This window comes from Streptomyces sp. NPDC041124, from assembly GCF_055592385.1.
Window position 1 is genome coordinate 166142 of sequence record NZ_JBVIYR010000012.1, and the last position, 24340, is coordinate 190481.

A 24340-nucleotide genomic window follows, 5' to 3' on the forward strand; every position below is an offset into this window, starting at 1 on the left:
CGCTGGGCACCTCCGCGCACATGAGGAGTCGCGGGCATGAGCGTCCCTTCGGATCCGGCCGCCCGGGACGGCGACGGGGCCGTGGCGGCCCGGCTCACCGGGCGGACGGTCACCGGGGCGCGGGCCCTGTCCGGTTCACTCACCGAGGCCGTGCTGGACGACGGCCGGGTGGTGGTCGTCAAACGGACCCCGGGCCCGGAGGCCGCCCGTGCCGAGGCGGCGGGGCTGCGCTGGCTGGCCGGGGCGGGGACGGTCCGGGTGCCCGTCGTGCACGGTCACGAGGCGGGGCGTCGTCATGGACCGGGTGGTGCCGGGCCGGCCGGACCGGCAGGCCGCCGTCCGGTTCGGCCGGGAGCCGGCAGGTCTGCACGCGGCCGGCGCGCCCGCGTTCGGGGCGCCGCCGCCGGGCGGTCCGGTGGAGGCGTTCATCGGGCTCGCCCCGATGCGCAACATCACGTGCGGCGACTGGCCGGCCTGGTACGCCGGGCACCGGGTCCTGCCGGATCTGCGCCGGGCGGTCGACGACGGCATCGTCAGCCAGGACGAGGCGGGCGTGGTGGAGCGGGTCTGCGAGCGGCTGCCGGAGCTCTCCGGGCCGGCCGAGCCGCCGGCCCGGCTGACGGCGACCTGTGGAACGGCAATGAGCTGTGGGGCTCCGACGGACACGTCCGGCTGATCGACCCGGCGGCCCACGGCGGGCACCGGGAGACCGATCCGGCGATGCTCGCCCTCTTCGACTGCCCCCGTCTTCGGGCGGTCCTCGACGGCTACCGGCAGGCGGCGCCGCTCGCCGACGGGTGGGAGGAACGCGTCGGCGTGCACCAGCTGTTCCCGCTGCTGGTGCACGCCGTGCTGTTCGGCCGCGGCTACGCCGAGCAGGCGCTCTCCGCGGCGCGGGCCGCCGCTGCCGGACGACCGCTCAGCGGGTGACCACGTGCCGTTCGTTGGGGACGCAGTGGGTCATGGTGAGGCCCTCCACGTCGCGCGGCGGGTTGTCGCCGAGGTTGGCCAGCCGCTTGCGCTCCTCGTCCGAGAGTGTCTGGCCCGGGAGCAGTTCGAGGTGGGCGACGTCCTCCGGCATGATGCCGAGGCCCTCGCCCACCCGGCGGCCGAGGTCGGTCTCGGCGAGGAGGCAGTGCCAGACCATGCGTTCCTGCACCTCGCGGTCGCACTGCGCGAACAGGTCGGTGAAGTTCTTCACCAGGTCGTCGCGCTCCCACTCCTCCATCAGGCAGTAGCGCTGGCCCGCCTGGAGGTAGTCGTTGGTGCGCGGGATGCGCTTGCGGGTGAGCCGGCCCACGATCTCCGGGCCCTGGTCGTCGTGCGTCGGGTACTCGCCCTCGTGCAGCCCGCCGGTGATCGACGGCTCGTAGTTGACGTGCGGGTTCTGCCCGCCGTCGTCCACGAAGTACGTCATCTGCCCGTCGCGCTGGTTGGTGTGCACCTCGGCGTTCTTGGCCTGGTTGACGGGGAGCTGCAGGTAGTTCGGGCCGACCCGGTGGCGCTGGGTGTCGCTGTAGGAGAAGGTCCGGCCGACGAGCATCTTGTCGTCGGAGAAGTCCAGGCCGTCGACGAGGACACCGGTGCCGAAGGAGATCTGTTCGTTCTCGGCGAAGTAGTTGTCCGGCATCCGGTTGAGCACCATGCGGCCGACCGGCTTCGGCGGGAAGTCCTGCTCGGGCCAAGTCTTGGTGTCGTCCAGCGGGTCGAAGTCGAGCTCCGGGTGGTCGTGGTCGTCCATCATCTGGACGAGCAGTTCCCACTCGGGGTGGTCGCCGCGCGCGACCGCCTCGTACAGGTCCTTGGTGGCGTGGCCGAGGGAGTCCGCCTGGACGTTGGCGGCGTCCTCCTCGGTCATGGAGCGCACGCCCTGCTTGGGCATCCAGTGGTACTTGACCAGCTTGGTGTCGCCCGTGGCGTTGACCCACTTGTACGTGTTCACGCCGAAGCCCTGCATGTGGCGGTAGTCCGCCGGGATGCCACGCGGGCTGAACAGGTTGACCAGCATGTGCATGGATTCGGGCGTCTGCGACATGAAGTCGAAGATGCGCCGCGGCTGCTGTTCGAAGGTGACCGGGTCGGGCTTGAGGGCGTGGATGACGTCGGGGAACTTGATGGCGTCCCGGATGAAGAAGACGCCCAGGTTGTTGCCGACGAGGTCCCAGTTGCCGTCCTCGGTGTAGAACTTCACGGCGAAGCCGCGCGGGTCACGGGCGGCCTCGGAGGAGTCGCGTCCGCCGATGACGGTGGAGAAGCGCACGGCCACGTCGGTGCGCTTGCCCTGCTCCTGGAAGAGCTTGGCCCTGGTGTACGGGGAGATGGGCTCGTCGCCCCACTTCCCGTACGCCTCGAAGTAGCCGTAGGCGGTGACGCCGCGCGCGTGGACCACGCGCTCGGGGATGCGCTCCCGGTCGAAGTGGCTGATCTTCTCCAGGAACTGGTAGTTCTCCAGCGTGGCCGGGCCCCGGGCGCCGACCGTGCGCTGGTTCTGGTTGTCGTAGACCGGATGGCCCTGGCGGTTGGTGAGTACCTTGCGCTTTTCACCCGGAACGGGACCCCGGCTGGAAACGTCCGTCATGGTCGTGGGCTCCTTGCACTGCTCGTCGTCCCCCCGATCGCGTGCGTACGGGGGTCATGCTGCCGCGCATCACGGCGGGCTGCGACTCGGCGGCGCCGGCGGATGCGCCGGCTCGCCCCCGTGCACACCGCCCGGGTGCGGGCATCGCCGCCGGAAGTGCCCGTGACCGGCCGTACGCCATCCGGCCGACGGGGTCGGGCGGCACCGGTGTGCGGGCGTGGGCGGGGCGTCGGTGCGGCTGTCGGCCGGGGAGGCGCGGGCCGGCCGGGACACGGTGCGGGTCCGGTCACCGTGCCGCGCACGGTGACCGGGCCCGGTGAGGTCACTTGCTCAGCCCTGGCCGAGGCGTGCGCGCAGCAGCCCCTTGCCCAGTTCCGCGCCCTTGCGGCTGTCCGCCTGGGCCTTGCGGAACAGGTCGGCGACCTCGGTGTCCTTGGCGCGCTCGGCGTCCTGGATGTAGCCCTCCAGGCGCAGGGCGTTGCTCAGGCACGCCTCGACGTACCAGATCAGGTTGTAGTCCTTGTCCTGCGTGCCGGTGGCGCCGCCGGTCTCCGTCTCGCTGGTCATCGGCTCTCCTCTTCGCGGTGCTCGATCACCGCCCGCCCGGTCACGGGTGCCGGAGGGGCGGACCTTGACAGCCGCGGCCGGGTACCCGCCCGGGGTGCGGGCACACGGCGACGCGGGCGGGAGCGCGCGGGGATTGAGGAGAAGGGGCTCACGGCGCGACCGTGCGCGGAGCGAGGGGCGGGGGCGCGACCGGTCCCCCGTTCCGGTCGTGCCCCCGCCGTGGCTCGAAACTAGACGGAGCGGGGCGCGCCTGTGTACCGCGCCGGTGCCCGCTGCGGCGCCCGGAGGGCTCATCCGTGCACAACTGAGTCCGGAAAGCCCGTTTCACTCCGCCGCGAGCACCGGCTGTTCCAGGTCGCCCACCGCGATGTGGGCCAGCACGACCTCGTAGAGATCGGTGCCGGTGGCCAGCAGCTGGCGTTCCAGGACCGGTTCGGCGCTGCGTACGTGTTCGCGAACGGTCTGGGCGTGGACGCCCAGACTCTGCGCCGCCCGCTCGGCGTTGCCCCCGGAGTCGATCCAGGTGCGCAGGGTGCGGCGCACGTTGCGGGTGTCGCGGTCCAGGCGCCCCAGCAGTTCCCGCGCCCAGGTACCGACGGCGGGCCCGGACAGCAGGTCGGAGAGGCCGGGGGAGGGCGCGCCCCGTTCAGGGTCCGTCTGTCCGTCGAGGAGGTTGATCTGGGTGTGGAGCGCCAGGTGGACGACGGCGCGGGCGGTGATGTCGTCGAAGTCGACGCCGAGCATGGTCTCGACACGCTCCATGCGGGCGCGCACGGTGTTGCGGCTGACGCCGAGGATCTTGGCGGTGTTGACCGCCGTGAACTCCAGGCCGAGCCGTGTGGTGGCGAGGAGTTCGGCGCGCGTGTGGTGCGGCAGCGCGTCCAGCGGCCGCAGCACCCTGCCCGTCCAGCCGCGCAGGACGGCGGGGTCCATCAGCCGCTCGGGACGGGTGCGTTCGGCGTACACGGCCGTCCTGTCCGCGCGGAAGCGCGCCACCGCCAGAGCGCTGACGGCCTGCCCGTACGCGGTCGCGGTGCGGGCGAGGCTCTGCCACACGCTGCCGCCGAGGAACGTCTCGGGGTGCCGTCCGACCAGCGACCGCAGTGCGGACGCCGTACTCTCGCGGGGGCTGACGACGATCACATGCCCGTCCATGGCGGGGCACCGCACGACCAGCGCCTCGTCCCGCGTGCTGTCCAGGCACTCCGCCACCAGTCGTTCGCGCCGCTCGGGCGCCGACTCGACGACGTACACGCACGCCGTGTCGGCGTCCAGCAGGCCCGGCCAGAGCCCGGCCGCGACCCGGCGGGCCGCCACGGTGTCCTCCACCATCAGCAGCTGCAGGATCGCGAGGCGCAGATCGGCCGTGGCCCGCTGGAGCCGGCGCCCCGCAGCGGTGGTCTCGTGGGCGGCCAGCAGGAGTCCGATCACCTGGGCGGTGTGCGTGACGACGTCGGCGGTGTGCCGGTCGAAGGGCGTCTCGCGGGAGACGGCCAGCACGCAGGTGCCCGACGGGCGACCGATCCGTACCAGCCGCTGGTGGTGCCCCTCCCCCTCCCAGGCGGCGGAGGCGACGCGGCCGGAGCCGAGGTCGGCGACGAGGGACTCCTCCAGCGGCAGCCGGGTGCCGGCGAGGAGTGTGCCGTCGGCGTCCTGGAGGGCCACCTCCGCCCGCACGGTCGCGGCCAGCCAGTCGACGACCCTGCGGGCGTCCCGCCCGCCCGGCCGCAGATGCCCGAGCAGTTCCCGCGCCCAGCCGGGGGGCTCCCCGGCCGCTCCCGGCGTCCGCCGGATCCCGTCCCTACGGCCTGCCACCCCGGTGTTCCTCTCGTCTCCTCGTCGCCTCGGCCCAGGGCGGGGACGTTACCCCACCCGTGCGCGCGGCTCACCCCGGCGCGGCGGGGCGCCCGTGCCGGGCGGGCGGCGCGGACCCGGGTGCGCGGGGCTTCCGCACGGGCGGCTTAAGCTCGGTGAATGGCGAAGTACTTCGACGTGCACCCCGACAACCCCCAGTCCCGCACCATCGGCCAGGTCGCCGACAGCATCCGCTCCGGCGCCCTGATCGCTTACCCCACCGACTCCTGCTACGCGCTCGGCTGCCGGCTGGGCAGCCGCGACGGCATCGACCGGATCCGCTCCATCCGCAAGCTGGACGACCGGCACCACTTCACCCTGATGTGCCGGGACTTCGCGCAGCTCGGTCAGTTCGTACGGATCGACAACGACGTGTTCCGGGCGGTCAAGGCGTCGACCCCGGGCAGCTACACCTTCATCCTGCCCGCGACGAAGGAGGTGCCGCGCATGCTGCAGCACCCCAGGAAGAAGACCGTCGGCGTGCGCATCCCCGACCATGTCGTCACCCAGGCGCTGCTGGCGGAACTGGGTGAGCCCCTGCTGTCCAGCACGCTGCTGCTGCCCGGCGAGGACGAGCCGATGACCCAGGGGTGGGAGATCAAGGACCGGCTCGACCACCAGGTGGACGCGGTGCTCGACTCCGGCGACTGCGGCACCGAACCCACCACGGTGATCGACTTCTCCGGCGGCGAGGCGGAGATCGTGCGGCGGGGCGCGGGCGACGTCGCGCGGTTCGAGTGACCCGGGGTCCGGTCGGGGGCGCCGTGGAGGGGACGGGCGTCGAGGTCCCCACCGGGGACGGGACGGCCGACGCCTATCTGACGCGTCCCGCCGACGGGGCTCCCCGGCCCGCGGTGCTGTTCTACATGGACGCCTTCGGACTGCGTCCGGCGCTGCGGGCGATGGCCGACCGGCTGGCGGCGGCCGGCTACACCGTCCTGGTGCCGAACGTGTTCTACCGGCGGGGTCCCGCCCCGGTGGCCGAGCTGCCCGCGTTCATCGACGACGCGTCGCGGGGCCGGCTGCTGCGGCGCCTGATGCCGGTGATGCGGCAGCTCACGCCCGCGCGGGCGGAGCGTGACGCCGGAGCGTATCTGCGGTGGCTGGCCGACTGTCCGGTGGCGGCCGGCGGCCCGGTGGCGGTGACCGGCTACTGCATGGGTGCGGCGCTGTCCCTGCGCACGGCCGCCACCCATCCGGAGCGGGTGGCCGCCGCGGCCGGCTTCCACGGAGGCCGGCTGGCGTCGGACGCGCCGGACAGTCCGCACCTCCTCGCCGGCCGGATCACCGCCGAGGTCTGCTTCGGGCACGCCGACCGGGACCCGTCGCTGCCCCCGGAGCAGATCGAGCGCCTGGAGCGGGCCCTGACGGACGCCGGTGTCCGGCACCGCTGTGAGGTGTACACCGGGGCGGGGCACGGTTTCACCCAGTCCGACACGTCCGCCTACGACGAGGAGGCGGACGAGCGCCACTGGGCGGCGCTGCTCGGCCTGCTGGAGCGCACCTTCTGACCTGCCGGAAGGTGTCCGGGCCGGCGCTGGTACCCGCTCCCGGCGAACGCGGAGCCCGTCCGGCACAACCGCCAACCCGGCTGCTCACGGCGGGAGTTCCCCGCCCCCGCCGCGGGCACCCGGCCACCGGCCGGTCCGTGCGCCGTTGTTACGGTGCACCGGTGTCCGACTCTTCACGCGATACCTCAGAGGGTGCCGGCTGGGGCGCCGCCGAACCCGGCGCGTACCGGCGGCTGATGCCGCACAGGGCCGGGGGGAGGATCTCCTGGCTCGATCCGAGGATGCTGTGGGCGGCCCGCAACGGCGTGCTGGCCACGCTGTTCGGGGACCCGACGGGAGAGGTCCGCTCCCGCTGGGTGGCCCAGCGGGCGGCGGCCGGCGCGCCGCCCGACAAGGTGATCCGGCGCGACGACCCGGACCGCTTCTCGTTCCTGGTGATCGGCGACACCGGCGAGGGCGGCGAGCCGCAGTACGCGGTCGTGCCCGGCCTGTTGAACGAGGGCCGGGACACCGCCTTCGCCGTGCTCGCCAGCGACGTGATCTACCCGGTGGGCAGCGCCGACGACTACGGCCCCAAGTTCTTCCGCCCGTACCGGGACTACCGGGCCCCGATCTACGCGATACCCGGCAACCACGACTGGTACGAGGACCTGGGCGGGTTCATGCGCGTCTTCTGCGACGACGCCCCGCCGCTGCCACCCGGGCCCGCGCCGCGCATCCTCACCCGGGCCTGGCTGCGCGGTCTGCTGTGGCACCGGCCGCGCCCCGGGGACGGAGGGCGTCTCGACGAGGCGCGCGGGCTGCGCTCCGAGCCGGGGCAGAGGACGGTGCAGCCGGGGCCGTACTGGGCGATCGACGCCGGCCCGGTGCGCGTCGTCGGCATCGACACCGGGCTGCGGGGCACGCTCGACGCCGAGCAGGGCGCCTGGCTGCGGGAGGTGTCCCGGGGGCCGCGCCCGAAGATCCTGGTCACGGGTTCACCGCTGTACGTCGACGGCAAGCACCGGCCGTGCCCGGTCGAGGGCGGCGGAACCGTCGACGACATCGTCCGCGACCCCGGTCACCACTACGTGGCCGCGATAGGCGGCGACATCCACAACTACCAGCGCTATCCGGTGCGGTTGGACGACGGCCGCACCCTGCAGTACGTGGTGGCGGGCGGCTCGGGCGCCTTCACCCACGCCACCCACACCATCCCCAGGGTCGACGTCGCCGGCGTCACCGAGCGGGACTTCCGCTGCTACCCGCTGCGCGGCGACTCCCTCGCCTTCTACAGCGCCCTCTACGGGCGGCGGCTGCGGCTGCGGCGCTTCTTCGCCCTGACCGACGCCGAGGCGATGGCCGTGATCGCCGAGCGCCTCGGCATCGGCCCCACCCGTGCGCCGGGCTCCGCTCCCCGGGTGACCCGCCGGATGCGGCTGGTGGCGGGGCTGCTGGGCACCGGCCGGCGTCCGGACCGGGGCAAGCGGCTGCGGCTGCCGGTGCGCAAGGCGTACACGTCGCTGTTCTCGCCGGGTTCGGCGACGTACAGCCCGCCGTTCTTCAAGAGCTTCCTGCGCCTCGACGTGAGCCCGGAGGCGGTCCGGCTGCGCTGCCACGCGGCCACCGGACTGCGCGCGCAGGAGGTCGCCCCGCCCGTCGAGGACGAGGTGACCATCCCGCTGACGTGAGCGCGGGCCGCTGCTACCAGCGGCCCGGCGCGGTACCGGTGAGGGGCGTGGACGGTCTGCCGTCCACGCCCACCGGGACGTCGCCCGTGAGCATCACGCGGTGCATGATCCTCGGGTGGTCGAGGTGGGCCGTGTCGCCCGGCGCCAGGTGGATGGTGGCCCGGTTGTCCCAGAACGCCACGGTGCCCGGTTCCCACCGCAGGCGCACCGTGTACTCGGGGCGGGTGGCCTGGTCGAGGAGCAGCTGGAGGACGGCCGCGCTCTCGGGGCGGGACAGGCCGGTGATCTGCTCGACGTAGTAGCCGTTGACGAACAGCACGCGCTCTCCGGTCTCCGGATGGACGCGCACCAGGGGGTGCTCGGAGGCGGTCTGCCGGTCCAGCAGGTGCCGCAGATAGGCGTCGTCGCCGGGGCGGGGCTGGTAGCCGACCCCGAGCCGGTGCTCGGCGCGCAGCCGGTCGGCGAACGCGCGCAGCGGCGCGGACAGTCCGGCGTACGCGGCGGCGAGATTCGACCAGGTGGTGTCGCCTCCGTAGGGCGGGACGGTGTCGGCACGCAGGATCGTCGCGGCCGGCGGGTCGACGCGGGCGCCGTGGTCGCAGTGCCAGCCGCGCAGCAGGGTGTGGCGGCGCCGCCGCAGCCACTCCTCGTGCTCCATGCCGAACCGGCCGCCCAGTTCCAGCCGGTCGGCGGTCGTCTCGATCTCGGGGTGGTCCGGCGGGGAGGCCTTTCCGCGCCGGGGCAGCACGACGGGCTCGCCGAACCGGCGGGCCAGTGCCACATGGGAGGCGTGGTCGAGGCGCTGACCGTGGAAGAACACCACCTTCCAGCGCAGCAGCGCCGCCCTGATCCCGGCGACCACGGCCTCGTCGAGGTCCCCGGCGAGGTCGACGCCGGTGATGTCCGCCCCGATGTGCCCGGTGACGGGACGCACCTCCATGGACCCGGTCCGCTCCCCGTCCGCCGCGCCGTCCCTGTCCGTCGTCATGCTCTCCCTCTCCGCCGGTCGTCCCCGCCGGCCGGGTGGCGGCCGGCTCCCGGGAAGATCGTGGCAGCGCGGCGCGGGCCTGGCGACAGGGCCTTTCGCGTACGGGCCCGCCGCTCCGGTTGATCACTGCCCCCGTCGTCACCGACGCTGGAGGGACGACACTGTCAACGGGAAGGCGCCCTCGTGATCAGCATCCCGAGCCACACCCTCAACGACGGCACCACCGTCCCGGCCCTGGGCCTGGGCACCTGGCCGATGGACGACGCCGAGGCGGAGCGGGCGGTCGGCACGGCCCTGGAGACGGGGTACCGCCTGGTCGACACGGCGGTGAACTACCGCAACGAGACCGGCGTCGGCCGTGCCGTGGCCGCCTCCGGTGTGCCCCGTGAGGAGATCGTCGTGACGACGAAACTCCCGGGCAGGCACCACGGCTACGAGGAGACCCTCGCCTCCTTCGAGGAGTCCCGGGCCCGGCTCGGCCTGGAGTACGTCGACCTCTACCTCATCCACTGGCCGCTCCCCCGCGTCGACCGGTACGTCGACTCCTGGAAGGCCATGATCAGACTGCGCGCGGACGGGCTGGTCCGGTCGGTCGGCGTCTCCAACTTCACGCCCGCCCACATCGAGCGGCTGGAGGAGGAGACCGGGGTGCTGCCCTCGGTCAACCAGATCGAGCTGCACCCCTTCTTCCCCCAGGAGGAGCTGCGTTCCTACCACGCGGACAAGGGCGTGCTCGTCGAGAGCTGGAGCCCGCTGGGCCGCGGTTCGCGGCTGCTGGACGATCCCGCCGTCGCCGCCGTCGCCGAGGCGCACGGCGTCACCCCGGCCCAGGCGGTCCTGCGCTGGCACGTCCAACTGGGTGTACTGCCCGTCCCCAAGTCGTCCGACCCGGCGCGGCAGCGCGCCAACCTCGACGTGTTCGGCTTCGAGCTGGACGCCGCCCAGATGCGGGCCATCGCCGAACGCGCGCACCGGCGGATCGGCGGTGACCCGGAGGCGCACGAGGAGTTCTGAGCGGGTCCCGGCGCCCCGCAGGGCGGACGCGGGGCGCGGGCGCCGACGGCGGATCAGCGGCGCGGCAGCGCTTGTTCCGCCCAGATCGTCTTGCCGTGGTCCGTCTGCCGGCTGCCCCAGCGCTGGGTGAGCTGGGCCACCAGAAGCAGTCCTCGGCCGCCCTCGTCGTAGACGTGGGCGCGTCGCAGATGCGGTGAGGTGGAACTGGCGTCGGAGACCTCGCAGATGAGGGTGCGGTCGCGGATCAGCCGCAGCTGGACGGGGGGCACGCCGTACCGGATCGCGTTGGTGACCAGCTCGCTGACGACCAGTTCGGTGACGAAGGCGATCTCGTCCAGTTCCCAGGTGGTCAGCATGGCGGTGGTCCACTCACGGGCGGCGGCCACCTCCTCGGGGTCGGGCCGCACCTCTCGCGTGGCGACCCGGTCCGCGCCGAGGGCCCGGGTGCGGGCCAGCAGCAGGGCCACGTCGTCGTCGGGTTCCTCCGGCATCACGGCCTTCAGCACGCTGTCGCAGAGGGCGTCCAGCGAGTCGGCGGGCACCGTCAGGGCGCGGCGCAGCTCGTCGGTGGCACGGTCGACGTCCCGGTCGCGGCGCCCGACCAGGCCGTCGGTGTAGAGGGCGACGAGGGAGCCCTCGGGCAGCTGGATCCCCGTCGCCTCGAACGGCAGCCCTCCGACGCCGAGCGGAGGACCCGTGTTCACGGGCAGGAGCCGGCTCGTCCCGTCGGGCAGCACGACTGCGGGCGGCGGATGTCCGGCGGCCGCCACGGTCAGGAACCGGGACACCGGGTCGTAGACGGCGTAGAGGCAGGTGGCTCCCAGTTCGGCGACGTCGTCGCCGCTCTCGTCGGTGGCGAGGTGGAGGACCAGGTCGTCCAGATGGGTGATGAGTTCGTCGGGCGGGAGGTCGACGTCGGCGAGCGTGCGCACGGCGGTGAACAGCCGCCCCATGGCCGCGGTGGAGGGGATGCCGTGGCCGACGACGTCGCCCACGACGAGGCCCACCCGGCTGCCGGCCAGCGGGATGACGTCGAACCAGTCGCCGCCGATGCCGGCCGCGGACCCGGAGGGCAGATAGCGGTGGGCGACCTCCACGGCCGCCTGGCCGGGGAGCTCCTTCGGCAGCAGGCTCCGCTGGAGCGCCAGCGCGATGGTGCGCTCGCGGACGAAGCGGCGGGCGTTGTCGACGCAGACGGCGGCCCGGCTGGCGAGTTCCTCGGCGAGGAGGGTGTCGTCGGCGGTGTACGCGTCGGGGTGGGTGGTGCGCGCGGCGACCACGACGCCGAGCGTCGTCCCGCGGGCGCGCAGCGGCACGCTCAGCAGCGAGTGGGTGTCGGCGGGGACCGTGGGGCCCTCACCCTGTGGGGACGGGCCCCGATCGCCCAGCCACCGGTCGAAGTCCGGATCGCCGGCGCCCCGGAGCACCGCCCGGCCTTGCCGCAGGGCCCGCGCGGGCGACGAGTCGGCGAGGTGTCCGTCGATCTCGCCGATGCGGACGATCGACTCGGGTGTGCCCTCGGTGGCGGAGCGGTGCGCCACGCGGCGCAGCGAGGAGCCGTCCGGCCGGCGGTCCGGTGGTGCGCCGGCCGCAATGACCTCGTCGAGCAGGTCGACGGCGGCGAAGTCGGCGAATCCCGGAGCCAGGAGTTCCACGAGCTCCTCGGCGGTGCGCACCACGTCGAGGGTGGTGCCGATCCGTGCGGCCGCCTCGTTCAGCATCACCAGGCGTTCGCGGGCGCGCAGCTGCGTGTTGCTGTCGAGCGCCGCGACGGCGGTACCGATCACCGTGCCGGAGGTGTCGCGGACCGGCCACATCTCGACGTGCCAGGCGTGCATCCGGGTGCCGGTGGGGAGCCGGGTGAAGTCCTCCAGGTGTGCCGGTTCACCCGTTTCGACGACCCGGCGCAGGTGCCGGCTGAAGCTGCGGCTCGCCTCGGACTCCCCCATGGTGTCCAGGTAGCTGCGTCCGACCAGGTCCGCCTCGGGTACGCCCAGCATCCGGCAGGCGAGGTCGTTGAGCCGCAGGTAGCGCTGTTCGGTGTCGAGGACCGACATGCCCAGGGGCGCCTGCCGGAGGACCTGTCCCGCCAGGGAGGTGTCCCCGGCCGCGGACGGCTCGACGGTGATCACGTGTCCGGCGGGTGCGCCCCGCACGTCCAGCAGGGGCTGCGCGGTCAGTCGCAGCAGGACGGGGTGACCGTCGCGGTGGCGCACCTCGACGGTCCTCGGCGGCAGCGGCCCGGGGCCTGCGGGCACGTGGTCGGCGAGCAGTTCCCGCACGGGCCGCCCCACGGCGTCCTCGGCCGGGTGACCAGTCAGGCGCCGGGCACCTTCGCTCCAGCAGGTCACGATGGAGCGGGTGTCGACGATCACCGCGGCGGAGGCTTCCTCCATTGGTCCAGCATCGACCCGGGGCAGCGCCCTCTCAACCGCGGCGGGGCCCCCGGGGCGCCGTCACGCCCGGTGGTCGCGCAGGGCGGCGAGCGCGCGGTCGGCGTGGGTGTTCATCCGCAGCTCGCTGCGGACGGCCTCCAGGACGGTGCGGTCCTGCCCGATGACGAAGGTGGCTCGTCTGGTGGGCGCCAGGGCGATCCCCCGCTTCACGCCGAAGCGCTCGCGGACGGTGCCGTCGGGATCGGACAGCAGGGGCATGCCGAGGGTGTGCCGTCCGGCGAATTCCGCCTGCCGCTCGACCGCATCCCCGCTGATGCCGACCGGGCGGGCGCCGACGGCGGCGAACTCGGCGGCCAGGTCGCGGAAGTGACAGGCCTGGGCGGTGCAGCCGGGGCTGAGGGCGGCCGGGTAGAAGAACAGCACCACCGGCCCTTCGGAGAGCAGGTCGGAGAGCCTGCGGACGGTTCCGGTCTCGTCCGGCAGCGCGAAGTCCTCGACCGTGTCGCCCTTGTCCGGGCGCCCGCTCACGACCGGCCCTCCGCGTTCCTGGCGATGCCGCGCGCCCAGAGGACGAGGGGCAGCTGCAGCGGCAGCCGGCCGAGGGCCGCGGCCTTCTGCGGCGCGGGGCGGTGCCGCCAGTCGACGGCCATCTTGACGTTGGCGGGGAAGACCCCGACGAAGAACGCCGCCGAGGCCAGGGCCGCGGTCCTGCGGGTGCGGGGCAGCGCCAGGCCGGCGGCCAGCGCGAGTTCGACGGCGCCGCTGGCGTAGGTCCAGGTCCGGGGCGAGCCGGGCAGGGAGCGCGGCACGATGTGGTCGAACTGGCGTGGGGCGGCGAAGTGGGCGGTGCCCGCGGCGGCCAGCAGGCCGGCGAGCAGCAGGGGCGAGCGTTCGGACCGTGACACGGTTCCTCCTCCGGTGGCCTGCCGCGCGATATTACCGGACGGTAAGTAACTGGAGGACGCCGGGGCTCCCGGCGGGGGTCAGCGGGTGGCCCCGGGTTCCGCGTCCTCGTCGTCGGCGTGGGCGAGGAAGTCGTCGACCATGCGGTGGAAGAGGGTGGCGAGCTGCCGCAGGTCGTCGGGCGACCAGTGGCCGAGAGCGGCCTGCATGCCCCGGACGCCGGTCTCGCGGAGGCGGGCGATGGCCTCGCGCCCGGCGTCGGTGAGCTCGATGCGCTGCGCGCGCCGGTCGTCGGGGTCCGGAACCCGGACGGCGTGGCCGGACTTCTCCAGCTGCTGCACCGTGCGGGTGACGTGGGAGGCCTCCACGCCCAGCTGCGCGGCCAGCTCCCCCGGCCGCATCGGCTCGGTGTCGGCCATCTTCCGCAGCAGCGCGACCGCGGCCCGGTCCAGCGGCACCCCCGCCAGGGCGGTCAGCCGCTCGTGACGGCGCGCCCGGGAGCTCAGATACGTGATGCGGTGCAGCGCACGCTCGATCTCGGCCACTTCCGGGGAAGCGGGAGCGTCGGGGAGTGGGGGCGTGGCCATACCGGAACTTTACCATCTCATTGCGTAACTCAATCAATCGCCCCCGTACCTCCGCGAGACGGGCGGCGGCCGTTCGGGCGAAAGCCCCGCGGCGGGCGCGTGGCGGCCGGTCCGGGCGTCCACACCTCCCCCGTGACGACCCTGCCGCTGATCCCGCCCATGCTCGCCACGTCCGGCTCGCTTCCCCCTCCCGCGGCGGACGCCCGCTGGGCCTACGAGACCAAGCAGGACGGGCAGCGGGCGGTGGTCTACCTCCCCGGGGACGGCACCCTCGTCCTGCGGGCCCGTTCCGGGCAGGAGATCACCGGCGCGTACCCGGAGCTCCGCCCGCTGGCCACCGCCCTCGGCACCAGGCCCGCGGTCCTGGACGGGGAGGTGCTCGCCCTCGACGAGGACGGCCGCGCGAGCTTCCAGCTGCTGCAGTCCCGGATGGGCCTGGCGCACGCCCCCGCCAGGGCGGCGCGGCGCGCGGCGGAGGTGCCGGTCCATCTGGTGCTGTTCGACGTGATGCACCTGGACGGGCGTCCCCTGATCCGTCTCCCCTACGTCCGGCGCCGCGAGACGCTGCTGGACCTCGCCCTCGACGGGCCCGCCTGGTCGACTCCGTCCGCGATCGTCGGCCACGGCAGGCAGGCCCTGCGGGCCACCCTGGAGCACGGGCTGGAGGGCCTGGTCTGCAAGCGGCTGGACTCCGTGTACGAGCCGGGAGTGCGCTCCCGCGCCTGGATCAAGATCCGCAACATGCGCAGCGAGGACGTCCTGGTCGGCGGCTGGCTGCCCGGCAGGGGCAGGCTGAGCGGGCTGCCGGGCGCCGTGCTGGCCGGACAGCGGGCGGGGGGCCGGCTGCGCTACGTCGGCAGCGTGGGCACCGGCTGGAGCGAGGCCGAACGGACCGAACTCGCCGCGCTGCTGCGGGCCGCAGCGGCCGACGCCTGCCCCTTCGACCCCGTACCGGCCGTCCCGGGCGCGCACTGGGTGGTGCCCCGGCTGGTGGGCGAGGTGCGCTACAGCACCCGCACCCGGAACGGCATGCTGCGCCAGCCGTCCTGGCTGCGCCTGCGGCCGGACCTCGCCCCCGGGGAGGCGGCGGCCGACATTCCGGACGACATGGTGTGATCCGGTCCTCGGCGCCCTGAGTGTCGCGCCGCGCTTCACCAGCGGTACACCTGACCCCTCTTGGCATGTATGCGTCCAGCCGGGATGCTGAACTCCCCCATCCCCCACAGCCGTTGGGCTGCGCCCGGACCAAGAGGAGGACGCAGTGTCGTCGAGCACGCCCCGAACACACCGCAGGAGGTGGCTGACCGGCCTGGCCGGCGCGGCCGCCCTCGTCATCGCCTTCCCCGCCACCGCCTTCGCCGCTCCCCCGCCCGCCCTGCCGGCCAGTGCCGACACCCTGGAGCAGACCTTCCAGCCCGCCTACGACTACGACACCGACGGCTGCTACCCCACGGCCGCGATCGGCCCGGACGGCACGGTCAACCCGGGCCTCAAGCCGACGGGCGCGCTCAACGGCAACTGCCGCGACGCCTCGGACCTGGCGGACACCAACGGCTACGCACGCTCCACGTGCAACAACGGATGGTGCGCCATCGTCTACGCCCTGTACTTCGAGAAGGACCAGGCCCTGCCGGGCATCGGCCTCGGGGGCCACCGCCACGACTGGGAGCACGTCGTGGTGTGGGTGCAGAACGACACGGTCCGGTACGTCGCGACGTCCAACCACGGGTCGTTCACCGTCCACTCACGGTCGGCGGTCCGCTTCGAGGGCACGCACCCGAAGATCGTCTACCACAAGGACGGCATCGGCACCCACTGCTTCCGTCTCGCGGGCGCGGGCGACGAACCGCCGGAGAACCACCGGGGCAGCTGGCAGTACCCGGCCCTGGTCGGGTGGAACGGCTATCCGGCGGGACTGCGCGACAAGCTGGCCTCGCACGACTTCGGCAGCGCCCACTTCGGCCTGAAGGACGGCAGTTTCGCCTCCCACCTCGCGGCGGCCAGACCCGCGGGCATCCCGTTCGACCCGAACGGCTGACCGGGGCGGCTCCGTTGACGCCGGGGACGCCGTACGGCGTTCCCGGCACCCCGGGTGCCGCGAGGGTCTATCGTGTCGCCATGCCCGTTCCCGGAACGATCCGCATCGTGTCCCGCGACTCGCCCATGGCGCTCGCCCAAGTGGAGCGGGTACGTGAGGAGTTGGCCGCCGTCCGGCCCGGCGTGCGCACCGAGGTCGTCCCGGTGAGGACGACCGGTGACAAGTGGCTGGGCGATCTGTCGCAGGTGGACGGCAAGGGCGCCTTCACCAAGGAGGTGGACGCCGCACTGCTGGCGGGTGAGGCCGATCTCGCCGTGCACTGCGTCAAGGACGTGCCCGCCGACCGGCCGCTCCCGGCGGGCACCGTGTTCGCCGCGTTCCTGAAGCGGGACGACATCCGTGACGCCCTGGTGCATCCCGGCGGACTCACCCTGGACCAACTCGCCCCGGGGACACGGATCGGCACCTCCTCGGTGCGCCGGGTCGCCCAGCTCGCCGCCACCCACCCGCACCTGCGGTGCGTACCGATGCGCGGCAACGCCAACCGGCGGCTGCGCAAGCTCGCGGACGGCGAGGCGGACGCACTGCTGCTCGCGGTCTCCGGGCTGGAACGCATCGGCCGCACCGATGTGATCAGCGAGGTGCTCTCCCCCGAGGTGATGATGCCGCCCATCGGCGCGGGGATCCTCGCCCTGCAGTGCCGCGAGGGCGACAGCGGACTCATCGAGGCGGTCGGCGTCCTCGGCCACCCGGACACCCATCGCGAGGCCGACGCCGAGCGCATGTTCCTTCATGTGCTGCAAGGGCACTGCAACAGCCCGATCGCCGGGTACGCGCGCGTGGACCGGGGCGGGGAACTCTCCCTCAGCGCCTGCGTCTTCACGCCGGACGGCAAGACGCGGCTGAACGCCCACGAGTGGGCGGGACGGCTCGACCCGGCCACGCTCGGCACCTCGGTCGCCGTGGCCCTGCTGCGTCAGGGCGCCCGCGAGATCATCGACGGCATCCCGCACTGACCCCGGTCAGGACGTGCCTTCCTCCGCCTGCTCCTGGAGGAAGACGCTCACCTGCTGGGCGAGGCTGTCCCGGCCGGCGCCGACGGGCGTGCCCGCGGAGCCCTCGCGCACCCCGACGCCGCCGGTCCACAGCCGGCGGCCGGCCCACTCCTCGTCGGCGCGCAGCTGCACCTGGACGTCGACCTGTCCCAGGGCCGCCTCGGGTCCCGCGGCGTAGATCACGGCGGTGGCACGGCGCAGCGGGTAGATGTCGAATCCCTCGATGAACTGCGAGTTGCGCCAGTCGATGAACGCGCTCTCACCGTCGGGACCGGTCCGCACGTCGATCTGACCGTCCTCGAGATGAACGCAGAAAGGCCGGTTCCCGCGATTCTCGACGCTCACGCGGACACTGAAGTACGCCAGCCCGTCGGCGGCGTCGTCCCGTCCGCGGGGCGGCTCGCCCGGTTCCAGACGGTGGACGCGGACCCGCAGACCGGCATGCTCGTCGTACTCCTGCCAGTCCCCGACCACGTTCGGCTCGTACACAGTGCACCTCTCGACTTCTGTCCGCTGTTTCCTATCTGTGGGCTCAGTGCACTGTCAAATGAGCGGAATGCGCTGCGGTCAGGCGGTTCGCCCGATCTGATCGATGATCAAGCGCTGCGCTGGAGAAATCCCCCGGCCGGCCCGCCGGCCCACCGCGGCGGCGTGCCGCACATCACGTCCGCCGCGGTGATCACCCGCGCACCACGGCGGCGGGCCGCGCCACCGGTCGCATCGCGGCCCCGGGCCGTCCTCCGCTCCGGCCCGCATTTCACGCACTGAATTCCTTCGATTCCAGAACGTACTCCTCCGGGAATGCGGACCCCGTGAATGACCGTGAATTCCGGGAGCCGTTTTGAAAGGACGGCGTACGGGGAATGGAATGCTCAGTGCTTCGGACAGGAGGCACGTCCGTGGGAACCGGCTCGCCGGCCCCGGGCCCGCCCGGTCCGATCCGCCGTTTCCCACGGGGTCCGTCCCATCCGGCATCCCGCTCAGGGAGGTGCGCTGATGCGTACCGTCAGTCCCAGGAAGCCGCACTCCCACGACGACGCCCCCGACACGGCGGGGGACTTCGCGCGTCTGGCCGGGCTGCCCGAAGGGCCCGAGCGCCGGACGCTGCGCGACGAACTGGTCACCGCCTGGCTGCCCATGGCCGAGCGGATCGCCGTCCGGTTCCGCGGGCGCGGTGAGGCACTGGAGGATCTGTACCAGGTGGCGGCCCTCGGCCTGGTGAAGGCCGTCGACCACTACGACCCGGCGCGCGGCAACGCCTTCGAGGCGTACGCCGTGCCGACCATCACCGGTGAGATCAAGCGGCACTTCCGCGATCACATGTGGACGCTGCACGTACCGCGCCGGGTGCAGGACCTGCGCAACCGTGTGCGGCACGCGGCGAAGGAGCTGGCGCAGACGACGCCGGGCCGGTCCCCCACCGTCCCCGAGATCGCCGCGTACGCCCGGCTGACCGAGGACGAGGTGCGCACCGGGACGGAGGCCCTGGAGTGCTTCTCCGCGCTGTCGCTGGAGGCGGAGATGCCGGGCACCGACGGGTACGCGCTCGGGGACGCGATCGGCGGCCCGGACCCGGCCTACGACACGGTCGTCGACCGGGTGGCGGTGCGGCCCTGTCTGGAGGCGCTGCCGGAGCGCGAGCGGCTCATCCTCTATCTGCGCTTCTTCAAGGGGATGACGCAGAGCGGGATCGCCGAACAGCTCGGCATCTCGCAGATGCACGTCTCCCGGCTGCTCAGCAGCTGCTTCGCCCGGCTGCGCGAGGAGCTGCGGACCGAGGCGGGCTGAACTGCCCCGGCCGGGCGGGGGCCCGCTCAGGGCTCCGGCGGCGCGCCGGGGAGCCGGGTGGGGCCGAGCCGGTCCAGGGCCTCCTCCAGCACCGTGCGCACCTCCGCCGGCAGCAGGCCGGTGCGGCCCCAGACGAGGATCATGTCGGCGATGGTGCGGAGTTTGATGTTCGTGCGCTGGGAGACCTCCTTGAGGACCGTCCAGCCCTGGTCGGGCGAGACCCGTCCCAGTGCGACGATCATGCCTATCGCCTGGTCCACCACCGCGTGCGAGACGACCGCGTCCTTCAGCTGCTGTACTTCTTCCTCCAGCTGGAGAATCCGGTCCGCGCCCCCGTCCGTGGGCATGGTCACCTCCGGGTCCGGTGTGCCGCTCTCGTCGTGCCGTCGCAGGGTGCTTGAGTGCCTTCACCCAGTGTCGGATTCCTCCATCGTCGCTACTGGGGCCGCCCTGTGCCACCGGGGTGGTCCGGGGGCGTTCGGGGGCACCGTTTCGGGCCCGCCGCCGGGGTACTCGGCAGGCGCCCGGGCCGGTGTCCGGCCGACACTGGTGCCATCCGGGTGGCTGCCAGGCCGAAGAGATCAGGACACGACTGCCATGAACCACGACACGCCCTCCTCCGCCGCGACGGAGGTCTTCTCCACGCACTCCGTCTACGGCGCGCCCTGCTGGGTGAGCCTGACCAGCCGGGACGTGCGGACGACCGAGGAGTTCTACGGGGCGGTGCTGGGCTGGGAGTGGCGTCCGATGCGCCTGGGCGACCGCTTCCGGGTCGCGCTGGCCGACGGCCGGCCGGTCGCCGGGATCGCCGCCGTCGCCGGAATGTGGCAGATGGCGGTGGCGTGGACCCCGTACTTCGCGGTGCGCAGTGCCGACGAGGCCGCGGCGCGGGTGCAGGAGCGCGGCGGAACGACGGCGGTCGGGCCCCTTTCGCTGCCGCCCGGCCGCGCGGCGCTGCTCGCCGACCGGGACGGGGCGACCTTCGGGGTGTGGGAGGGGGAACTCTTCAGTGACTGGGCCGCCTGGCACCGGGCGCAGCCCGCTTTCATCCGGCTGCACACCCGGGACGCCTTCGACGCCGCGATCTTCTACGGCGAGGTCTTCGACTGGGCGTCCTCGCAACCCGGTTACTGCCAGGTCGACTACGAGGGCGAGGAAGTGGTGCTGCGCAGCGACGGGAACGTGGTGGCGCGCATCGAGTCGGGGGCACTGGGATCGGCCCCCGATCCGGCCATCCGGCCCCACTGGCAGGTGCATTTCGCGGTGAAGGACGTGGCGGCCTGTGCCCGTGCCGCCGAACGGCACGGCGGCAGCGTGCTGTCCGAGGATCCCGGGGAGGCCGTGCTCCGTGACAACGACGGCGCCCAGTTCACGGTGACCTCGCGCCGCGGGCGCTGACCTCCCCGGGCCCGCCCGTCACCGCGGGGTGCGGGACGGGCGGGACAGCAGCACCAGGCTGCGGGCGTCGACGGTGAGGGTGGTGCCGGCCTTGCGTTCCGACTCGTCGGGGGTGCCGTCCGGGTCAGCGGTGTCGATCAGGGCCGTCCAGCGTTCGCCGTAGGAGGCGTCCGGCAGCCGGAAGTCGACCGGCTCCCAGTGGCTGTTGAGGAGCAGCAGGAACGAGTCGTCGACCAGGCGCCGGCCGCGCGGGCCGGGTTCGGCGATGGCGTCGCCGTTGAGGAACACGCCGACGGAGTGGGCGTCGGAGCGCTGCCAGTCGCCGTCGGTCATCTCCTCGGCGTTCGGCAGCAGCCACACCAGATCGGGCAGCGGCTGGCCGGCGTGGCGTACGGTCTCGCCCCGGAAGAAGCGGCGGCGGCGCAGTACCGGGTGGGTGACGCGCAGCGAGATGAGGGTGCGCGTGAAGTCCAGCAGGCCGCGTTGTTCGTCGGTGAGCCGCCAGTCGATCCAGCTGGTCTCGTTGTCCTGGCAGTAGGCGTTGTTGTTGCCGCGCTGGGTACGGCCGAGTTCGTCGCCGTGGGAGAGCATCGGGATGCCCTGGGACAGCAGCAGTGTGGCGAGGAAGTTGCGCTGCTGGCGGGCGCGCAGTTCCAGCACGGCCGGGTCGCGGGTGGGGCCCTCGGCGCCGCAGTTCCAGGAGCGGTTGTTGCTCTCGCCGTCCCGGTTGCCCTCACCGTTGGCGTCGTTGCGCTTGTCGTTGTACGAGACGAGGTCGCGCAGAGTGAAACCGTCGTGCGCGGTGACGAAGTTGACGCTGGCGCGGGGCCTGCGCCGGTTGTGCGCGTACAGGTCGGAGGAGCCGGTCAGCCGGGAGGCGAACTCGCCGAGGGTGTGCTCCTCCCCGCGCCAGAAGTCCCGCACGGCGTCCCGGTAGAGGCCGTTCCACTCCGACCACAGGGGCGGGAAGTTGCCCACCTGGTAACCGCCCTCGCCGACGTCCCAGGGTTCGGCGATCAGTTTGACGCGGCTGATCACCGGGTCCTGCTGGATGAGGTCGAAGAACGCCGACAGCCGGTCCACCTCGTGGAACTGCCGGGCCAGGGTGGCCGCGAGGTCGAAGCGGAAGCCGTCGACGTGCATCTCGGTCACCCAGTACCGCAGCGAGTCCATGATCAGCTGGAGCACGTAGGGGTGGCGCATCAGCAGGCTGTTGCCGGTGCCGGTGGTGTCGTAGTAGTGGCGCCAGTCGCCGTCCACCAGGCGGTAGTAGGAGGAGTTGTCGATGCCCCGGAAGGAGAGGGTGGGGCCCTTCTCGTTGCCCTCGGCGGTGTGGTTGTAGACGACGTCGAGGATCACCTCGAGTCCGGCGGCGTGGAGGGTCTTGACCATGTTCTTGAACTCGGTGACCTGCTGCCCCCGGGTGCCGCCGGCGGCGTAGGCGTTGTGCGGGGCGAAGAAGCCGATGGTGTTGTAGCCCCAGTAGTTGGCCAGGCCGCGGCCCTGCAGAACGCCGTCCTGGACGAACTGGTGCACCGGCATCAGTTCGACGGCGGTGACGCCCAGCGAGGTCAGGTGCTCGACCACGGCGGGGTGCGCCAGTCCGGCGTAGGTGCCCCGGTGTTCGTCGGGGACGTCGGGGTGGGTGCGGGTCATGCCCTTGACGTGGGCCTCGTAGATCACCGTGTCGGAGTAGGGGCGGCCGGGCCGGGTGTCGTCGCCCCAGTCGAACGCCGGGTCGGTCACCACGCCGAGCATGGTGTGGCCGGCGCTGTCGGCCGGGTCGGGGCCGTACGGGTCGCGTTCGTACAGCGAGGGGTGGTTGTCGATCTGTCCGTCCACCGCGGTGGCGTAGGGGTCGAGGAGCAGTTTGGCCGGGTTGCAGCGGTGGCCGGCCGACGGGGCCCAGGGGCCGTGCACCCGATAGCCGTAGCGCTGCCCGGGACCGATGCCGGGGAGGTAGCCGTGCCAGACGAATCCGTCGGCCTCGGTGAGCCGTACGGTCCGGTGCCGGCCGTCGTCGTCCACCAGGACCAGTTCGACGCGTTCGGCGACCTCGCTGAAGAGGGCGAAGTTGGTGCCCTGGCCGTCGTAGGCCGCACCCAGTGGATAGGGGCGCCCGCTCCACGCGGGCGCCCCTTTCCGGCTCTGTCGCCGGGTCACCGGACCTCCTCCAGGAGGCCGCCGGGCGTTCGTACCCGGCCCGCGAGCAGGGTGACGCTCAGCTCGCGGGGCAGGTCGAGACCCTCGCTCTCGCGCGGGTCGGGTGTGGTGGGCACGAGCGGGACGCGTTCGCCGGCGCGGGCGCGCTGGGAGAACCAGATGACCTTGGCTCCGCTCTCGGTGGCGCAGCAGCCCCAGCCGTCGCTGCACGCGGCGATGTGCTGCAGGCAGTCGCGCAGTTCCTGGTCCGGGCGCAGGGCGCGGTTGTTCTCTCCGATGGCCGTGATGAGGTGCTGGCCGTTCCACCACATCTCGATCGATGTGTTCCGGTCGGTGGCGTGCTCGGCGATGGCGCGCAGCAGCATCTCGGCGCCGCCGCAGACGGGTTCCATCAGGTTCTCGAGGTCCCAGAACCGGAGGTGTGCGGCCAGTATGCGGCTGACCTGTCCCACTTTCTCCGGGCACACTTCCACGTCGAGGTGGTAGTAGCAGGGCACTGCGGTCTTCATCGTCGTCGGCTCCTCACCGCGAAGCTCTCGCTCCTCCTCGCCCCCGTGGGGCGAGCCCCCGAACACGGAACGTGAGCGGGTGTCGCTTCTGAGTCACCTTCAGGGTGAGGGGGTTGGTCCATTCGTGCAACACGAGCGCACGAGTGGGGCTCATGGGGCGACAGCCGGGTGCGAGCGGGTGGACATCGCACGCCGGGCGGTCGCGAGCCCGCACCAGTGATGGTTGAAATTCCAACAAGACGCTGGGTCATCACCCGTGCACCATGTGTGAAGACCTCGATCGCCGTTACGGGTCCGTGCATCGGTGCGCACGGTCTCGCCCGACCGTCGGGACAACGCGTCTCCATCGAGCCCCGGAAAGGTGAACGGCGCATGCTGCTACCCGCAAAAGCCGAAGTTGCCCGGCACTTGCGTCGCTACCGGGCCTGGGAACGCGTGATGCTGGCCGCCCCCACCGACCGTACGGTGCGGGCCACCTTCGAGGACTCCGGCTACACCCTCTGTGTGCTGATGGGGAAGCGCTGTGCCCGGGAGGCCGCCGACGCCGCCGAACGATATCTGCGCACCACCGTCGTCACCTACTTGCAGGAACAGGACGACAGGCCCCGTCCGGCCGCCACGGCCCGGCGGGGCCCGCCGGCCGTCGAGCGGCGCTCCCCGGCGGGAAGGCAATGACCTTCCCGCCGCTGTTTGGTCCCACGCCCGGGCGCCCGCCCGGGCGTCGAGCACGGCGGAGGTGCGAAGACCCATGAAGACGACCCGGACCATCGGTCGTGTCCCGGTACGGGACGTCCGGCCGTCCGTCGACTGCGGAAGGCGGCCGGCCAAGGCCGTCGTGGGCGAGACGTTCCAGGTCACGGCCACGGTGTTCCGGGAGGGGCACGACGCGGTGGCCGCCAACGTGGTGCTGAAGGATCCCGAGGGGCGTCCGGGGCCGTTCACGCCGATGCGGGAGCTGGCACCCGGCACGGACCGGTGGGGCGCCGAGGTCGTCGCGCACGGCACGGGCCGGTGGACCTACCGGGTCGAGGCCTGGAGCGACCCCGTGACCACCTGGCGCAGGACCGCCGGCATCAAGGTTCCGGCAGGAATCGACGCGGGCCTGGTCCTGGAGGAGGGCGCCGATCTCCACGAGCGTGCGGCCGCCGGGGTGCCGCGGGACGACGGACGGGACGTGGTGCTGGCCGCGGCACGGACGCTGCGCGACGACTCCCTGCCCTGCGCCACCCGGCTGGCGGCGGCGTTGACGCCGGAGGTGGAGGCGGTGCTGGCGGGGTATCCGCTGCGGGAGCTGGTCACCAGCAGTGACCCGCTGCCGCTG

The 24340-nt window shown here is 73.0% G+C and carries 23 protein-coding genes and 1 pseudogene; 12 read left to right on the plus strand and 12 right to left on the minus strand.

The window, feature by feature from the left end:
- Nucleotides 1–36 precede the first annotated feature (36 nt).
- Nucleotides 37–930, plus strand: a pseudogene (locus ACZ6A9_RS28950) (fructosamine kinase family protein).
- Here ACZ6A9_RS28950 and ACZ6A9_RS28955 read toward each other — a convergent pair.
- The 3 genes from ACZ6A9_RS28955 to ACZ6A9_RS28965 all read right to left on the minus strand — a co-directional run bounded on the left by ACZ6A9_RS28955 (nt 920) and on the right by ACZ6A9_RS28965 (nt 4960).
- Nucleotides 920–2578, minus strand: a complete 1659-nt coding sequence (locus tag ACZ6A9_RS28955; RefSeq protein ID WP_468991210.1) for a catalase — start codon at nt 2576–2578, stop codon at nt 920–922. The pseudogene ACZ6A9_RS28950 and the gene ACZ6A9_RS28955 overlap by 11 nt on opposite strands.
- Before the next feature lie 330 nt (nt 2579–2908).
- A complete protein-coding gene (locus ACZ6A9_RS28960; protein WP_468991213.1) occupies nt 2909–3145 on the minus strand; it encodes a hypothetical protein in 237 nt (78 codons plus the stop codon).
- A 324-nt stretch (nt 3146–3469) separates the two neighbouring features.
- Nucleotides 3470–4960, minus strand: a complete 1491-nt coding sequence (locus ACZ6A9_RS28965; RefSeq protein WP_468991216.1) for a helix-turn-helix domain-containing protein — start codon at nt 4958–4960, stop codon at nt 3470–3472.
- 159 nt (nt 4961–5119) lie between these two features.
- Between ACZ6A9_RS28965 and ACZ6A9_RS28970 the strand changes: the two genes are divergently transcribed.
- The 3 genes from ACZ6A9_RS28970 (at nt 5120) to ACZ6A9_RS28980 (ending at nt 8180) form a co-directional block, all read left to right on the plus strand.
- Nucleotides 5120–5740 (plus strand): L-threonylcarbamoyladenylate synthase, encoded by a 621-nt coding sequence (locus ACZ6A9_RS28970; protein WP_228967579.1) that lies wholly within the window; start codon nt 5120–5122, stop codon nt 5738–5740.
- Between the two features lie 23 nt (nt 5741–5763).
- A complete protein-coding gene (locus ACZ6A9_RS28975) occupies nt 5764–6510 on the plus strand; it encodes a dienelactone hydrolase family protein (RefSeq protein ID WP_468991219.1) in 747 nt (248 codons plus the stop codon).
- 161 nt (nt 6511–6671) lie between these two features.
- Nucleotides 6672–8180: a metallophosphoesterase family protein gene (locus ACZ6A9_RS28980; RefSeq protein WP_468991222.1), complete on the plus strand. Its 1509-nt coding sequence runs from the start codon at nt 6672–6674 to the stop codon at nt 8178–8180.
- Between the two features lie 13 nt (nt 8181–8193).
- Here ACZ6A9_RS28980 and ACZ6A9_RS28985 read toward each other — a convergent pair whose 3' ends face one another.
- Complete coding sequence (locus ACZ6A9_RS28985) at nt 8194–9168, minus strand: TauD/TfdA dioxygenase family protein (protein WP_468991226.1); 975 nt, start codon at nt 9166–9168, stop codon at nt 8194–8196.
- A gap of 183 nt (nt 9169–9351) precedes the next feature.
- Between ACZ6A9_RS28985 and ACZ6A9_RS28990 the strand changes: the two genes are divergently transcribed.
- Nucleotides 9352–10182 carry an aldo/keto reductase gene (locus ACZ6A9_RS28990; RefSeq protein WP_468991230.1) on the plus strand — a complete coding sequence of 277 codons (831 nt, stop codon included), beginning with the start codon at nt 9352–9354 and terminating at the stop codon, nt 10180–10182.
- A 53-nt stretch (nt 10183–10235) separates the two neighbouring features.
- On the opposite strand, the gene ACZ6A9_RS28995 is transcribed toward ACZ6A9_RS28990, so the two are convergent.
- The 4 genes from ACZ6A9_RS28995 to ACZ6A9_RS29010 all read right to left on the minus strand — a co-directional run bounded on the left by ACZ6A9_RS28995 (nt 10236) and on the right by ACZ6A9_RS29010 (nt 14068).
- Complete coding sequence (locus ACZ6A9_RS28995; RefSeq protein ID WP_468991232.1) at nt 10236–12578, minus strand: SpoIIE family protein phosphatase; 2343 nt, start codon at nt 12576–12578, stop codon at nt 10236–10238.
- Nucleotides 12579–12638: 60 nt separating this feature from the next.
- Nucleotides 12639–13106 (minus strand): peroxiredoxin, encoded by a 468-nt coding sequence (locus tag ACZ6A9_RS29000; protein WP_468991234.1) that lies wholly within the window; start codon nt 13104–13106, stop codon nt 12639–12641.
- Complete coding sequence (locus tag ACZ6A9_RS29005; RefSeq protein ID WP_228967586.1) at nt 13103–13483, minus strand: DoxX family protein; 381 nt, start codon at nt 13481–13483, stop codon at nt 13103–13105. Before ACZ6A9_RS29005 ends, ACZ6A9_RS29000 begins: the two co-directional genes overlap by 4 nt.
- 78 nt (nt 13484–13561) lie before the next feature.
- Nucleotides 13562–14068, minus strand: a complete 507-nt coding sequence (locus tag ACZ6A9_RS29010; RefSeq protein WP_468991241.1) for a MarR family winged helix-turn-helix transcriptional regulator — start codon at nt 14066–14068, stop codon at nt 13562–13564.
- Between the two features lie 159 nt (nt 14069–14227).
- On the opposite strand from ACZ6A9_RS29010, the gene ACZ6A9_RS29015 reads away from it, so the two are divergent.
- The 3 genes from ACZ6A9_RS29015 (at nt 14228) to hemC (ending at nt 17122) form a co-directional block, all read left to right on the plus strand.
- Entirely contained in the window at nt 14228–15184 is a 957-nt protein-coding gene (locus ACZ6A9_RS29015) for an ATP-dependent DNA ligase (RefSeq protein WP_468991281.1), read from the plus strand.
- Between the two features lie 145 nt (nt 15185–15329).
- Nucleotides 15330–16106, plus strand: a complete 777-nt coding sequence (locus ACZ6A9_RS29020; RefSeq protein WP_468991243.1) for an NPP1 family protein — start codon at nt 15330–15332, stop codon at nt 16104–16106.
- 80 nt (nt 16107–16186) lie between these two features.
- A complete protein-coding gene (gene hemC, locus ACZ6A9_RS29025; RefSeq protein WP_468991244.1) occupies nt 16187–17122 on the plus strand; it encodes a hydroxymethylbilane synthase in 936 nt (311 codons plus the stop codon).
- Nucleotides 17123–17128: 6 nt separating this feature from the next.
- On the opposite strand, the gene ACZ6A9_RS29030 is transcribed toward hemC, so the two are convergent.
- On the minus strand, nt 17129–17650 hold the full coding sequence (locus ACZ6A9_RS29030) for a hypothetical protein (protein ID WP_468991247.1): 522 nt from the start codon (nt 17648–17650) through the stop codon (nt 17129–17131).
- A 507-nt stretch (nt 17651–18157) separates the two neighbouring features.
- On the opposite strand from ACZ6A9_RS29030, the gene ACZ6A9_RS29035 reads away from it, so the two are divergent.
- Entirely contained in the window at nt 18158–18949 is a 792-nt protein-coding gene (locus ACZ6A9_RS29035) for an RNA polymerase sigma factor SigF (protein ID WP_468991249.1), read from the plus strand.
- Between the two features lie 26 nt (nt 18950–18975).
- On the opposite strand, the gene ACZ6A9_RS29040 is transcribed toward ACZ6A9_RS29035, so the two are convergent.
- A complete protein-coding gene (locus ACZ6A9_RS29040) occupies nt 18976–19296 on the minus strand; it encodes an ANTAR domain-containing protein (protein ID WP_468991253.1) in 321 nt (106 codons plus the stop codon).
- A gap of 250 nt (nt 19297–19546) precedes the next feature.
- Between ACZ6A9_RS29040 and ACZ6A9_RS29045 the strand changes: the two genes are divergently transcribed.
- Nucleotides 19547–20347: a VOC family protein gene (locus ACZ6A9_RS29045; protein WP_468991256.1), complete on the plus strand. Its 801-nt coding sequence runs from the start codon at nt 19547–19549 to the stop codon at nt 20345–20347.
- A gap of 18 nt (nt 20348–20365) precedes the next feature.
- On the opposite strand, the gene glgX is transcribed toward ACZ6A9_RS29045, so the two are convergent.
- Both glgX and ACZ6A9_RS29055 read right to left on the minus strand, forming a co-directional pair.
- On the minus strand, nt 20366–22510 hold the full coding sequence (glgX, locus tag ACZ6A9_RS29050; RefSeq protein WP_468991258.1) for a glycogen debranching protein GlgX: 2145 nt from the start codon (nt 22508–22510) through the stop codon (nt 20366–20368).
- A complete protein-coding gene (locus tag ACZ6A9_RS29055) occupies nt 22507–23019 on the minus strand; it encodes a pep a2 (RefSeq protein ID WP_468991261.1) in 513 nt (170 codons plus the stop codon). The genes glgX and ACZ6A9_RS29055 overlap by 4 nt, the downstream gene beginning before the upstream one ends.
- 372 nt (nt 23020–23391) lie before the next feature.
- Between ACZ6A9_RS29055 and ACZ6A9_RS29060 the strand changes: the two genes are divergently transcribed.
- Both ACZ6A9_RS29060 and ACZ6A9_RS29065 read left to right on the plus strand, forming a co-directional pair.
- Nucleotides 23392–23694 (plus strand): DUF5133 domain-containing protein, encoded by a 303-nt coding sequence (locus ACZ6A9_RS29060; RefSeq protein ID WP_468991264.1) that lies wholly within the window; start codon nt 23392–23394, stop codon nt 23692–23694.
- A 73-nt stretch (nt 23695–23767) separates the two neighbouring features.
- Nucleotides 23768–24340, plus strand: a 573-nt coding sequence (locus ACZ6A9_RS29065; RefSeq protein ID WP_468991267.1) for a maltotransferase domain-containing protein, incomplete at its 3' end; no start/stop codon positions are given.